Annotated in this window: 9 protein-coding genes and 1 pseudogene; 3 read left to right on the top strand and 7 right to left on the bottom strand. The window is 68.2% G+C overall.

Annotation, left to right across the window (positions count from 1 at the left end):
* Window positions 1-134: 134 nt before the first annotated feature.
* Entirely contained in the window at window positions 135-3149 is a 3015-nt protein-coding gene (locus ACSQ2G_RS11425) for a TonB-dependent receptor plug domain-containing protein (protein WP_436030934.1), read from the top strand.
* A 242-nt stretch (window positions 3150-3391) separates the two neighbouring features.
* Here ACSQ2G_RS11425 and katG read toward each other — a convergent pair whose 3' ends face one another.
* The 3 genes and pseudogenes from katG to ACSQ2G_RS11440 form a co-directional block, all read right to left on the bottom strand.
* Window positions 3392-5572 (bottom strand): catalase/peroxidase HPI, encoded by a 2181-nt coding sequence (gene katG, locus ACSQ2G_RS11430; RefSeq protein WP_436030937.1) that lies wholly within the window; start codon window positions 5570-5572, stop codon window positions 3392-3394.
* A gap of 51 nt (window positions 5573-5623) precedes the next feature.
* Window positions 5624-6115, bottom strand: coding sequence for a hypothetical protein (locus ACSQ2G_RS11435; protein ID WP_436031985.1), 492 nt, complete (start codon window positions 6113-6115; stop codon window positions 5624-5626).
* Between the two features lie 157 nt (window positions 6116-6272).
* Window positions 6273-6548 (bottom strand): annotated as a pseudogene (locus ACSQ2G_RS11440) (LLM class flavin-dependent oxidoreductase); the annotation flags it as partial.
* Between the two features lie 134 nt (window positions 6549-6682).
* Here ACSQ2G_RS11440 and ACSQ2G_RS11445 point away from each other — a divergent pair.
* Window positions 6683-7036 carry a redoxin domain-containing protein gene (locus ACSQ2G_RS11445; RefSeq protein ID WP_436030939.1) on the top strand — a complete coding sequence of 118 codons (354 nt, stop codon included), beginning with the start codon at window positions 6683-6685 and terminating at the stop codon, window positions 7034-7036.
* Window positions 7037-7085: 49 nt separating this feature from the next.
* Here ACSQ2G_RS11445 and ACSQ2G_RS11450 read toward each other — a convergent pair whose 3' ends face one another.
* On the bottom strand, window positions 7086-8498 hold the full coding sequence (locus ACSQ2G_RS11450) for a PLP-dependent aminotransferase family protein (RefSeq protein WP_436030940.1): 1413 nt from the start codon (window positions 8496-8498) through the stop codon (window positions 7086-7088).
* A 97-nt stretch (window positions 8499-8595) separates the two neighbouring features.
* Between ACSQ2G_RS11450 and ACSQ2G_RS11455 the strand changes: the two genes are divergently transcribed.
* Window positions 8596-9618 (top strand): hypothetical protein, encoded by a 1023-nt coding sequence (locus ACSQ2G_RS11455; protein ID WP_436030942.1) that lies wholly within the window; start codon window positions 8596-8598, stop codon window positions 9616-9618.
* Between the two features lie 11 nt (window positions 9619-9629).
* On the opposite strand, the gene aceB is transcribed toward ACSQ2G_RS11455, so the two are convergent.
* The 3 genes from aceB to ACSQ2G_RS11470 are packed head-to-tail and all read right to left on the bottom strand — an operon-like array spanning window position 9630 to window position 13158.
* Window positions 9630-11210, bottom strand: a complete 1581-nt coding sequence (aceB, locus tag ACSQ2G_RS11460; protein WP_436030943.1) for a malate synthase A — start codon at window positions 11208-11210, stop codon at window positions 9630-9632.
* A 49-nt stretch (window positions 11211-11259) separates the two neighbouring features.
* Window positions 11260-11493, bottom strand: coding sequence for a hypothetical protein (locus ACSQ2G_RS11465; RefSeq protein ID WP_056751998.1), 234 nt, complete (start codon window positions 11491-11493; stop codon window positions 11260-11262).
* Between the two features lie 45 nt (window positions 11494-11538).
* Window positions 11539-13158, bottom strand: a complete 1620-nt coding sequence (locus ACSQ2G_RS11470) for an isocitrate lyase (RefSeq protein ID WP_436030945.1) — start codon at window positions 13156-13158, stop codon at window positions 11539-11541.
* Between the last annotated feature and the right edge of the window lie 141 nt (window positions 13159-13299).

Raw genomic sequence — 13299 nt, forward strand, 5'->3', positions numbered from 1 at the left:
GGGAAAACGTCGCCGGTTCGCGGCTCTACCCGGCGGACGTACGACCATGGTCGTAATGGTTCACGCCGTTTTTGTCTGACAGTTTCCTGCAAGGCCATCGTCGATGGACTCAACGAAAAACAGGAGGCTGCAGGATGAGTGTTGTCGGTCGCGCACGCGGGGGATCATCCTTTCTAAGCGCTTTGTTCGCGACCAGTGCGGTCGCGATGATCGTGTCGGCGGGAGCCGCCAGCGCCCAGACGGCGCCGGCCCCTGAGGCGTCGGAGCCGGCGGCCTCGACCGTGACCGAGATCGTGGTCACCGGCTCGCGGATCCGGTCCACCGGTTTCACCGCGCCCACGCCGACCCAGACTCTGGGCCAGGCCGACCTGGAGCGCAACGCCGAGCCGAACGTCTTCACGACGATCGCCCAATTGCCGTCCTTGCAGGGCTCGTCGGGGGCGACCACGGGCACCTTCAGCACGTCGAGCGGCCAGCAGGGCCTCAGCTCGTTCTCGCTGCGTGGCCTGGGCACCATCCGGACCCTGACCCTGCTGGATGGCCAACGGGTGGTTCCGGCCAACATCACCGGCGTTCCCGACATCAGCCTGTTCCCGCAACTGCTGGTCCAGCGGGTCGACGTCGTGACCGGCGGCGCGTCCGCCTCCTACGGCTCCGACGCGGTCGGCGGCGTCGTCAACTTCATCACCGACAAGAAGTTCGAAGGCTTCAAGGCCAATGTCTCGGCGGGCGTGACGACCTATGGCGACAACGAGCAGTTCCTGCTGCAGGTCGCCGGCGGCAAGGCCTTCCTGAACGACCGCCTGCACGTCCAGGTCAGCGCCGAATACGATGACGAGGACGGCGTTCCGGCCGGCGGCTTCGGCGAGGACGCGCCGGGCAGCCGTGACTGGTACACGACCGCCACCCTGGTCAATCGCGGCGTAACCAACGACGGCTCGCCGCAATATCTCTACCGCGAGCACGCCCAAGCCTATCAGTACACCAAGTACGGCCTGATTAGCTCCGGGCCATTGCAGGGCACCGCCTTCGACCAGAACGGCAACCCGTTCCAGTTCCAGTACGGCTCGAACGGCGTGCCGTCCAAGATCTCGCCCCCCCTTCCTGGAGCCGGCAACGTCATCGGCTGTTATTCGCAGGGCGGCTTCTGCGTCGGCGGCGACCTGTCGGGCAATGTCGGCGTCGGCACGTCGCTGCAGTCCGAAATCAAGCGCATGAACAGCTACGGCCGCATCGCCTACGACATCGACGACAACAACGAGATCTATGCGACCCTGAACGTCGCCCGCGTCGAATCCAGCAACCAGCCCAATCCGGGCGGAGCGACGACCGGCCTGACGATGTCGTGCTCCAATCCCTACCTGCCGGCCTCGGTCGCGGCCGCCTGCGCCGCTAACAACATCACCACCTTCACCCTCGGCACCAGCAACGCCCTGCTACCCCACAACATCTCGGTCCATCCGACGCGGACCCAGTATCGCGGCGTGATCGGCGCCGACGGCAAGTTCAACGCCCTCGGTACGGATTGGCATTACGACGCCTATTACACGCACGGCGAGAACACCACGAACATCCACGTCAACAACATCATGCTGAACCCGCGCTACAAGGCGGCCATCCAGGCCACCCTGGTCAACGGCCAGATCGTGTGCTCCGACCCCGTCGCCCGGGCCAATGGCTGCCAACCGATCAACGTCTTCGGCGGACAGCGGCCCAGCGACGCGGCGCTGGCCTACATCACGCCCGAGAACGGTCCGTACCAGCATTCGGTCCAGAAACAGGACGTCGCCAGCATCAACTTCAGCGGCGAACCCATCAATGGATGGGCGGGCCCGGTGTCCGTGGCGTTCGGCGGCGAATATCGCCGCGAGCAGTACCACGTGCAAGGTGACCCCTACGGCGACGGTTCGGCGGCTTCGCCCTACACCGCCGACTATCCGGCCGACCCGGCTCTAAGCACGGCGGGCAACAACTGGTACGCGGGCAACTATCACTCCGGCGCCGGCAAATACAGCGTCAAGGAAGCCTATGCGGAAGTGAACGTGCCGCTGGTGAACTCGGAAGCCGCGGGCAAGGCCAACCTCAACGCCGCCGGCCGCTGGACCGACTACAGCACCTCGGGCACGGTCTATACTTGGAAGGTCGGGGCGACCTGGGACACGCCGATCGACGGGGTTCGCCTGCGGGCCGTCACCTCGCGAGATGTGCGCGCGCCCAACCTGTCGGAGCTCTTCGCCGCACCGGTCACGACCACGATCCCGAACTTCACTATTCCCTCCGGCACTCCCCCGGCCGGCCAGCCCTCCAGCGGCACGGTGCTGATCCTTCAAAACGTGATCGGCAACCCGGACTTGAAACCGGAAATCGCCAAGAACGCGTCGCTGGGCGTGGTCCTCTCGAACCCGAAGTGGCTGCCGGGCTTCAGCGTCTCGGTCGACTGGTACAACATCGTCCTGAACGGCGGCATCTCCAGCCTGAGCGCACAGCAGGTGGTCAACTTCTGCTATGCGGGTCTGACGCAGTACTGCGGCAACTTCAACCTCAACACCACCCCGGGCCCGGCCTACGTCAACGCCCAGGTGTTCAACCTGGCCTCGATCAAGACCAGCGGCTTCGACATCGAAACTAGCTATCGGTTCGACATCCCGAGCGTGCCGGGCCACTTCGACCTGCGCGCCCTGGCGACCAACACCCACAAGTATGTCACCAATCAAGGCTTCCCCGGCGGCTCCGTTATCGATAGCGCGGGCCAGAACTCCGGCAACACGCCGGACTGGAAGGTTCTCGCCGTCCAGACCTGGAGCTCCGACCGCTTCAGCCTCAGCCTACAGGAACGCTGGTTCAGCGACGGCGTCATCGGCGGCCAGTACATCGAGTGCGCCGCCGGCACCTGTCCGGTGGGTAGAAGCGCGGCCGATAACAACAACTATCCGACCATCGACTACAACCAGATGAAGGGCGCCACCTATGTCGACGTGAGCGGCTCCTACGAGATCAAGGACGGGCTCACGGCCTATTTCAAGGTCGCCAACCTGTTCAACAAGGACCCGACGCCGTCGCCGCAGACCAACACCGGTCTGGACGCCAACCCGGCGCTCTACGACCTGCTGGGCCGGTTCTACCACGTCGGCCTGCGCTACAGCTTCTAACTCGAGCCGCCTACCTCCTCCCCCTGGGCGGCCGCCCGGGTCGGCACGGCCTCGCCGCCGTTCCGGCCCGGGTGTTTTTCTCATGATCGGCGTCCGGTTCCTCTGGTCGACCAGTGCGCCGCAACGGTCGCCGGCGAAACGCTCCAGGAAATGACCATGGGTGAAAAAGGGGCGCGGGAGCGCAAGGTTGGGCGCCCGTCCTTGCGGCGGGCGCCCATTCTAGCGTGTCGTGTCCGAACGCGTCAGTTCAGGTCCAGCCGGTCGGCGTTCATGACCTTGTTCCAGGCGGCCACGAAGTCCTTCACGAACTTTCCTTGCGCGTCGGCGCTGGCATAGACCTCGGCGAAGGCGCGCAGCTCGGCGTGCGATCCGAAGATCAGGTCGACGCGGGTGGCGGTCCACTGGGCCTGGCTGCTCTTGCGGTCGTGACCGGCGAAGGCGTTGACGGCCGTGGGGCTCCACGTCGTGCCCATGTCGAGCAGGTTCACGAAGAAATCGTTCGTCAGCGCGCCTGGACGGTTGGTGAAGACGCCGTCTTTGGAGCCGCCGGCGTTGGCGCCCAGGACTCGAAGGCCGCCGACCAGCACAGTCAGCTCCGGTCCGGACAGGCGCAGCAGCTGCGCCCGGTCGACCAGGGCCTCCTCGGGCGCCATGAACTGCGGGCCCTCGCGGCGATAGTTGCGGAAGCCGTCGGAGATGGGCTCCAGAGGCGCGAACGAGTCCGCGTCGGTCTGCTCGGCTGAGGCGTCCGTGCGCCCGGGCGCGAAGGAAACCTCCACGCTTGTGCCGGCGTCCTTGGCCGCCTTCTCGATGGCCGCGGCCCCGCCGAGGACGATCAGGTCCGCCAGCGAGATCTTCTTGCCGCCGCCCGCCGAGGCGTTGAACTCGGCCTGGATCGCTTCCAACGTCGCCAGCACCTTGGCCAGGGTCGGCGGATCGTTCACCTCCCAGTCCTTCTGCGGCGCGAGGCGAATGCGCGCGCCATTGGCGCCGCCGCGCTTGTCGGAGCCGCGATAGGTCGAGGCCGAGGCCCAGGCGGTCGAGACCAGCTGCGCCACGGTGAGCCCCGACGCCAGGATCTTGGCCTTCAAGGCCGCGATGTCCGAGGCGTCGACCAGCGGGTGGTCCACGGCCGGGATCGGGTCCTGCCAGATCAGCGTCTCCTGGGGCACGAGCGGACCCAGATAGCGCCCGATGGGGCCCATGTCGCGGTGGGTGAGCTTGAACCAGGCGCGGGCGAAGGCGTCGGCGAACTGGTCGGGGTTCTCGTAGAAACGACGCGAGATCTTCTCGTAGGCGGGGTCGAACCGCAGGGCCAGGTCCGAGGTCAGCATCTTGGGCGGATGCCGCTTGGCGCCGTCATGGGCGTCGGGAATGTCGGCTTCGGCGTTCTTGGCCTGCCACTGCTGGGCGCCGGCCGGGCTCTTGGTCAGCTCCCACTCGTACTTGAAGAGGTTGTCGAAGAAGTGGTTGCTCCACTTCGTCGGCGTCTGGCTCCAGATCACTTCGGGGCCGCCGGTGATGGCGTCGGCGCCGAACCCGGTCCCGTGGGTGCTCTTCCAGCCCAGGCCCTGGTCCTCAATGTCGCCGCCTTCCGGTTCGGGGCCGACGAACGAAGGATCTCCGGCCCCGTGCGTCTTGCCGAAGGTGTGGCCGCCGGCGATCAGGGCGACGGTCTCCTCGTCGTCCATGGCCATGCGAGCGAAGGTGTCGCGGATGTCGCGCGCCGAGGCGAGGGGATCGGGGTTGCCGTTCGGCCCTTCGGGATTGACGTAGATCAGGCCCATCTGCACGGCGCCGAGGGTCGGATGCAACTGGCGTTCGCCGCTGTAGCGCTCATCGCCCAGCCAGGAGCCTTCGGGACCCCAGAACAGCTCTTCAGGCTCCCAGGTGTCGGCCCGCCCGCCGCCGAAGCCGAAGGTCTTGAAGCCCATGGACTCCAGGGCGACGTTGCCGACCAGCACATAGAGGTCGGCCCACGAGATCTTGCGACCGTACTTCTGCTTGATCGGCCACAGCAGCCGGCGCGCCTTGTCGAGATTGGCGTTGTCGGGCCAGCTGTTGAGTGGCGCGAAGCGCTGCTGACCGCCGCCGGCCCCGCCGCGGCCGTCGGCGATACGGTAGGTGCCGGCGCTATGCCAGGCCAGCCGGATGAAGAGGCCGCCATAGTGGCCGAAGTCGGCCGGCCACCAGTCCTGGGAGTCGGTCATCAGCGCGTGCAGGTCGGCGACGACGGCGTTCAGGTCGAGGCTCTTGAATTCCTCGGCGTAGTCGAACGCCTCGCCCATCGGATTGGAGCGCGGCGAATGCTGGTTGAGGACATCGAGGCGCAGGTTCTGCGGCCACCAGTCGCGGTTGCCCTTGGCGCCGCCGCGCCCGACCGGGCATTGGCCTTTGGCGCTGTCTTCGACCTTGGCGTCCATCGTTTCTCTCCCGCGCTGGCTTTGTGTCTGCTCGCCGACATCGGCGCTCGCCTAGACAACGCTCTTCGGGGCATAGGTAAAATTGATTGTTCCTATCAAAGCGATAGCCAAAACCTTTATCGGTTGATGGAGCCCGGCCACGCTGGGTTTCATCCCCGCGTGGCCGGCGATCTCAGGCGACGGCGCGGCTGGACTTCTGCACCGTGAAACGATTGGCCGGGACGTCGATCCCAGGCTTTCGCGGAAGGTCGCGCCTTCGTAGTCGTCGCGGAAGATCCCGCGCTTCTGCAGCAGGGGAATGACCTGTTCGACCAGCAGCTGGAACTGGCCCGGCAAGGACTCGCCAATCACGAAGCCGTCCGAGGCGCGGCTGTCCAGCCACAGCTCGAACTTGTCGGCGATCTGCTCGGGCGTGCCGACCAGGTCGCCGCGCGGCGTGGCGAAGCGCAGGGCCACCTGGCGCAGGGTCAGGTTCTCTTCCTCGACGGCCTGGGCGATCTTCAGCGTCGCCGACTGCGAGCTGTTGACGCCGCGGCTGAACACGTCGGGGAAGGGCGCGTCGAGGTCGTAGGTCGTCGAAGTCGTGATCGTTGAAACCGCGGCCCAGCATGGCCAGGGCGGACTCGATCGACACCAGCTCGGCCCCTTCCCGCCAGCGGGCTTCGGCCTCGGCCTCGGTGGAGCCGATGATCGGCGCGGCGGCGGGCAGGATGAACAGGCTGTCGGGATCGCGGCCGAAGCCGGCGGCGCGCGCCTTGACGTCGGCGTTGTAGGTTCGGGCGTCCTCGATGCCGCCATGGCCAACGAAGATCGCGTCCGCCCGCTTGGCGGCCAGGTTGCGGCCGTCCTCCGACGCCCCGGCTTGGAAGATCACCGGCTGGCCCTGGGGCGAGTGGGCGATGTTCAGCGGCCCCTTGACCGACAGGAATTCGCCCTTGTGGTCCAGGGTGTTGAGCTTGTCGGGATCGAAGAACACGCCGCTGGCCTTGTCGTGGACCAGGGCGTCGTCTTCCCAGCTGTCCCAGAGGCCGCCGCCAGGGCCGACAGGATGGTGATCGGCTCGAAGCGGTTAAGGTAGTGCGGGCTGGACTTGGCGTTGATCGACGGGGCGTGCCGCTGGTGGCTGTCAGCCCGCAGATCCCCGAGCGGCTTGGCGAGATCCGCGCCCGCCACGGCCTGAGCTTCAAGGTCGCCAGCGATCCCGGCAACACCCTGGGACGGCGGTTCGGGATCCTCTACACGGCCGACGAGGCCAGCCAGGCCGCGCAACGCGCCAAGGGCGGCTCGATCGGCGAGACCACCGGGACCGGGACGTGGGAGCTGCCCCAGCCGACCGTCGTGGTGATCGGCCCCGACCAGGTCGTGCGCTTCGCCGACGTCAGCCCCGACTGGCTGGTGCGCACCGAGGCCGAGCCGGTGATCGCCGCTGTCCGGTCCCTGGCGGCGATTTCGGCGCAGGCTTGATACGACGACGGGATCAAGGCGCGCTGTCGGCCAAGACCTGCGGTGACGGCTAGCCCAGCGCCTGGAACAGGGCCTCGGCGACGTCGCTGGCCCTTTCCTCGGCGACGTTGGTGAAGCTCAGCAGCAGGCCCTGGCCCAGGTCGTGGCTCAGGCACTGGCCCGACAGAGGGGAGGGCTTGAGGCCGGCTTGCAGGGCTCGGCGCGCCAGCTCGACGTCGTCGACCTCGGCCTTGGGAAAGCGCGCCAGCACGTGCAGCCCGCCGGCGCGAAGCACGATCTCGATCCGGTCGCCGAACCGGCGCTCCAGGGCCGCCACCAGGGCGGCGCGGCGAGCCTTGTAGGCCAGCATCATGCGCCGCAGGTGGCGGGCGAAATGGCCTTGCCGCATGAACTCGGCCACCGCCATCTGCTCGAACATCGCCACCCCGCGGTGGCGCAGCTGCTGGGCGGTCCCGGCTGCCGCCGCTAGCTGCGGCGGCAGCACCAGATAGCCCAGGCGCAGCGACGGCAGCAGGGTCTTGCTGAAACTGCCCGCGTAGAAGACGCGGTCCCGCAGGTCCAGGGCCTTGAGAGCCGTCGGCTTGCGGCCGCTGTAGTGGAACTCGCAGTCGTAGTCGTCTTCCAGGACCCACCCTCCCGAGGCGGCCGCCCAGTCCAACAGCTCGCGACGCCGGCGCGGGGAGAGGGCCACGCCGGTCGGGAACTGGTGGGTGGGGGTGACCACCGCCAGTCGCGCGTCGGGCGCGCGGGTTCGGCCCCAGCCGACGCACAGCCCTTCCTCGTCCACCGGCACGGCGGTGATCGCCATGCCGCGCGCCGCCAGCGTCCGCTGGGCGAAGCCGTAGCCGGGATCCTCGGTCCACACCGCGTCGCCAGGCTTCAGCACCAGCTCGGCCGTCAGGTTCAGGGCGTCCTGGAAGCCATGGGTGACGACGATCTGGTCGGTTGTGCAGGTGATCCCGCGCGACACCGCCAGATAGGCGGCGATCGCCTCGCGCAGGGTCGGCAGGCCCATGGGATCGGGATAAAGCATCGCGGCGCCGGACAGCTGTCGGGCCTGCCGAGCGTGGATCCGCGTCCAGGGCTTGCGGGGAAACAGGTCCAGGGCGGGCAGGCCCAGCTGCAGCGGCGACCACTCTGGACCGGACGGCGGGGTCCTGGCGGGCGAAGCGGCCGCCGGTGTCCGCCCCGGCGCCGGGGTCAGGCCGGGCGCGACGATCGTGCCGCTGTGCCGGCGCGAGACCAGGCGGCCTTCGCCGGCCAGGCGGGCATAGACGGCGTCGACCGTACCGCGCGCCACGCCCAGCTGGGCGGCCAGGTTGCGGGTCGCGGGCAGCCGCGCCCCCGGCGCCAGGCGGCCGTCGCCGATCGCGCCCTGGATCCGCTCATAGAGCTGGCGATGCAGCGAGCTGTCGGACGTGCGGTCGACGGCCAGCGCGTCAAAGGGCGGGGGCGCGTTCATTGGCCCAATCATTTTCACCAAAAGCGGCCCTGGGCAATGAGCCAAGAACAATCCCCTATCGCGGGGCTGGAGACGACTTCGGCGACTGGAGACGCCTGTGGACATCTCGAACCCTTCGCCGACCGCTCTCGATCGCACCGACCCCGCTGCGCGATCCTGGATCACGCCCTGGGCGCCGGTCAGCCTGGCGATCCTCTATCCCTGGGCGCTGAAGGCGTTTCATGCGGCGATCACGGCAGGATCGACGGCCGGAACGATCGAAGCGGGGTTTTGGCTGGCCGCCGCCTTCGCCTTGCCGCTGGCCGGCCTGGCCCAAACCTTGAGAGCAGAAGCGCCGACGCCGGCGCGCCGCCTCGGCTTCGCGGCCCTGGCGGCCCCGCCGCTGTTCGTGCTGACCGGCGTTGTCGCGGGCCTGCTGCATTCGCCCGTCCGGGACGTCTGGATCTGGCCCGCGGCCTGGATCCTGGCCGGCGTCGCGGCCTCCCTGGCCAGGCCGGACGTCGCGCCGGCGCCGACACGATCCCCGAGTCGCCTGCGCGTGGTGCACGGCGTCGTGGGGGCGCTGATCCTGCTGTTCGTCGCCTTCCATCTCTCCAACCACCTGATGGGCCTGTTCGGGCCGGAGACGCACGGTCGGGTCATGAAGGCCGGGCGGGTGGTCTATCGGTCGGCGGTGGTCGAGCCGCTGCTGGTCGGCCTGCTGCTGTTCCAGGTGGCCTGCGGCCTGCGGCTGGCCTGGCGTTGGAGCGCGCGGCCGGCGGACCTGGCCCGGACGATCCAGGTCGGCTCGGGCGCCTATCTGGCCGCCTTCATCCTCACCCACCTGAACTCGGCGCTGGTGTCGGCCCGCGCCGTCCACGGGATCCAGACCGACTGGGCCTGGGCCAGCGGGGCGCCGGAGGGCCTGCTGCTGGACGCCTGGAACATCCGCCTGGCGCCGCACTACGCCCTGGGCGTGTTCTTCGTCGTCGCCCACCTGTTCTGCGGCCTGCGTGGCGTGCTGCTGGCCCACGGAACGCCGCCAGCCGTCGCCCAGCGCGTCTGGTGGACCGGTCTGGTCCTGGCGGCGGCGCTGTCGGCGACGATCATCGCCGCCCTGTGCGGCCTGCGGCTGGGCTGATCGGGCCGACCCTAGGCGATCAGCTCGTAGGCCGGCAGGGTCAGGAACTCCTCCAGCGTGTCGGACAGCACCATGCGCGAGAACAGCAGGGCCGCGTCCTCCAGGCGGGGCGAGGGGAAGTCGCGGCGCAGGTCGGCCATCTCCTCGGTCAGCAGGCTGACGAACAGCTGCGAGTTCATCTGGCGGCCGTCGGCGAGATCGGCGCCCAGGCGGATCCACTGCCACAGCTGGGTGCGGCAGATCTCGGCCGTGGCGGCGTCTTCCATCAGGTTGTAGAGCGGCACGGCGCCGCGACCCTCGATCCAGGCCTGGGTGTAGCGCACGCCGACACGGATGTTCTCGCGCACGCCGGCCTCGGTGCGGCCGCCCTGGTGCAATTCCAGCATCTGGGCCTGGGTGATCGTCAGGTCCGTCAGGCGCTTGTCCAACTGGTTGGGCGTCGGCATCAGGCGGTCGAAGACCTCCAGGGCCACGGGCACCAGGTCCGGATGGGCGACCCAGGTGCCGTCGTGGCCGGCTCCCGCCTCGCGCTCCTTGTCGGCCCGGACCTTGGCGAAGGCGGCCTGGTTGGCGGCCTCGTCGCCCTTGATCGGGATCTGCGCGGCCATGCCGCCCATGGCGAAGGCTCCGCGCCGGTGGCAGGTCTGGATCAGCTTCAGCGAATAGGCGCCCAGGAAGGCCTTGCCCATGACCATGGCCGAGCGATCCGGGGTCAGGAACTCGGCGCGGCGGCCCAGCCGCTTGATGAACGAGAAGATGTAGTCCCAGCGGCCGCAGTTGAGGCCCGCCATGTGGTCGCGCAGCTCGTAGAGGATCTCGTCCATCTCGAAGGCGGCGGGGATGGTCTCGATCAGCACCGTGGCCTTGATCGTGCCGACGGGCAGGCCCAGGGCCTCCTGGGCGCGGACGAACACCTCGTTCCAGAGGCGCGCCTCCAGGCGGCTCTCCAGCTTGGGCAGGTAGAAGTAGGGGCCCGAGCCCTGGGCCAGCGTGGCCCTGGCGTTGTGGAAAAAATACAGGCCGAAGTCGAACAAGGCTCCGCTGACGGGCTGGCCATCAACTTCCATGTGCTGTTCAGGCAGGTGCCAGCCACGGGGGCGGATTTTCAGGACGGCTGGGTTGGCTCCCAGCGCATAGCGCTTGCCGGACTTGGGATCGACGTGGGTCAGGTCTCCCGCCCAGCGATCCTTCAGGTTGACCTGGCCGTCCAAGATGTTGGTCCAGGTCGGCGAGGTGGCGTCCTCGAAGTCGGCCATGAACACCTTGGCCCCGCAGTTGAGGGCGTTGATGATCATCTTGCGGTCGACCGGGCCGGTGATCTCGACCCGGCGGTCCTGCAGGTCGGCCGGGATCGGCGCGACGGTCCAGTCGGCGGCCCGCAACGCGGCGGTCTCCGGCGGGAAGTCGGGCAGTTCGCCGGCGTCGAAGCGGGCCTGGCGGGCCGTGCGGGCCGCAAGAAGCTCGCGCCGGCGGGCGTCGAACCGGCGGTGCAGGTCGGCCACGAAGGCCAGGGCCTCGGGCGTCAGGATCTCCACCGCGCGGCCCTCGACAGGACCGTTGATCTGGATGTTGGCGGCGATGTCGAGGGGCATGGCGGGTCCTGTGGTCTCTGTAGAAGGCGTGTCGACGAGGTGTCTTAACTCAGGCGCTCTTGGCGGCGCCATTGGGACGGACGGTCGGGACGATCTGGTCGCCCCAGTTGCCCGCGCCGTCGTGGTGGCGTGAGGTGCGCACCAGCTCGACCGAGTAGCCCGCGGCGATGGCGCGCTGCACCGCCTCGTTCAGCCGGTGAGCCGCCTCGGCCACCCGATCGACCGCTCGCTGCTGGTCAGTGGGGTTCGGCATGGCGGCGGGAGCAAATTGCGTGGCGGTCATGAGGGACTCCTTGATCGGGTGGAAAGGGCAGGGACGTTCCGTCGGCTATTCGGCGGCGAACTGGTTCATGGTGTTGGCGTGGCCGCCAGCCTTCAGGGCGCGCTCTCCGGCGACCATCTCCTTGAAGCTGTCGCCCAGGTCCGAGCCGACCTCGTGCTGGTGCTTGACCGCCGAGACGCCGCGGCGGATCTCCTCGCGCTGCACCGAATTGACATAGGCTTTCATCCGGTCGTCGCCGAAATAGCCGCGCGACAGCTCGTCCATGCTCTTGGCCGTCAGGTGGAAGGTCGGCAGGGTGATCAGGTTGTGGAACACCCCGGCCCGGGCCGAGATGTCGACCTGGAAGCGGGCCAGGCGCTCGTCGGTCTCGCGGCCCAGGTCGCTGGCGTCGAACTCGGCCGACATCAGGGCCGCGCCGTCGGGATAGCTGTCCTTGTGGATCTTGCCTTCGACGATCCACTGCTCGCGCACCTGGCGGCGCAGGTTCAGGGTCCAGTTGAAAGACGGCGAGTTGTTGTAGGTCAGCTTGGCGTTCGGCACGACCTTGCGGATCTCGGCCACCATCGCGGCGATCTCGTCGACATTGGGGGTGTCGGTCTCGATCCACAGCAGGTCGGCGCCGCCCTGGGTCAGCGAGGCGATGCAGTCCTCGATCACCCGGGCCCGGCCGGTGCCCTCCTGGAAGGCGAACAGGCCGTTGGGCATGCGCACGGGCTTTTCGAACCGGCCGTCGCGATACAGCGCCAGCTCGCCCGGCAGGATCGGGTTGTCGGGAGTGATGGCCTCGGTCTTCAGCCATTTGATGTAGTCGCTGGCCAGGTCGCCCGGTTCCTGGCTGACCGGCACCTTCTGGGTCAGCCCCGCGCCCAGGCTGTCGGTGCGGGCGACGATCACGCCCTCGTCGACGCCCAGCTCCTCGAAGGCCAGGCGGCAGGCGCGCAGCTTCTCGATGAAGTCCTCGCGCGGCACGGTGACCTTGCCGTCCTGGTGGCCGCACTGCTTGGCGTCGGAGACCTGGTTCTCGATCTGCAGGCAGCAGGCGCCGGCCTTGATCATCGCCTTGGCCAGCAGGTAGGTGGCGTTCTCGTTGCCGAAGCCGGCGTCGATGTCGGCGATGATCGGCACGACATGGGTCTCGAAGCCGTCGATGGCCGCGATCGCCGACGTCTCGGCCGCCTTGTCGCCGGCCTCGCGCGCCGCGCGCAGCGTCTTGAACAGGTCGTTGATCGCCACCTCGTCGGCCTGGCGCAGCGAGACGTAGATCTCCTCGATCAGGTCGACGACCGAGGTCTTCTCGTGCATCGACTGGTCGGGCAGGTGGCCGAAGCGGTTGCGCAGGCCCGCCACCATCCAGCCGGACAGATAGACATAGGCGCCCTTGGTCGTGCCGCGCAGGCGCTTGACCGACTTGATCATCTGCTGGGCGTGGAAGCCCGACCAGCAGCCCAGCGACTGGGTGAACTTGCCGGCGTCGGCGTCGTACTCGGCCATGTCGGCGCGCATGACGCCGGCCATTTCGCGGGCGATGTCCAGGTGGGTGGAGAAGGTGTTCTGCAGCTTCAGCTGGATGATGTCGTCCACCGCGACGCCGCCCGGCGTGACGCCGTCGGGATAGCGGGCCAGCAGGGCTTGGCGATGTTCGGCGTAGGTCTTGCGCAGCGTCATGGCTCTTTCTCGTCCCATCGTCGGCTCGGCCCGCGAGGGCCGGGCGGAAAAGTTCGTGAGGAGAGCTTGGGTTGCGGTGCGGCCGGCGTCGAACCTATTGAAGGCAATTTGTCACAAACCGACTTTGTAATTCTTGTAAAT

This window comes from Caulobacter sp. LjRoot300 (assembly GCF_964253875.1).
Taxonomy (GTDB): domain Bacteria; phylum Pseudomonadota; class Alphaproteobacteria; order Caulobacterales; family Caulobacteraceae; genus Caulobacter.

Excerpts from the sequence above, each read along its gene's own strand:
- ACSQ2G_RS11425 (WP_436030934.1), top strand. The coding sequence starts at position 135 with ATGAGTGTTGTCGGTCGCGCACGCGGGGGATCATCCTTTCTAAGCGCT.
- katG (WP_436030937.1), bottom strand. The coding sequence starts at position 5,572 with ATGGACGCCAAGGTCGAAGACAGCGCCAAAGGCCAATGCCCGGTCGGG.
- ACSQ2G_RS11450 (WP_436030940.1), bottom strand. The coding sequence starts at position 8,498 with ATGAACGCGCCCCCGCCCTTTGACGCGCTGGCCGTCGACCGCACGTCC.
- aceB (WP_436030943.1), bottom strand. The coding sequence starts at position 11,210 with ATGCCCCTCGACATCGCCGCCAACATCCAGATCAACGGTCCTGTCGAG.
- ACSQ2G_RS11465 (WP_056751998.1), bottom strand. The coding sequence starts at position 11,493 with ATGACCGCCACGCAATTTGCTCCCGCCGCCATGCCGAACCCCACTGAC.
- ACSQ2G_RS11470 (WP_436030945.1), bottom strand. The coding sequence starts at position 13,158 with ATGACGCTGCGCAAGACCTACGCCGAACATCGCCAAGCCCTGCTGGCC.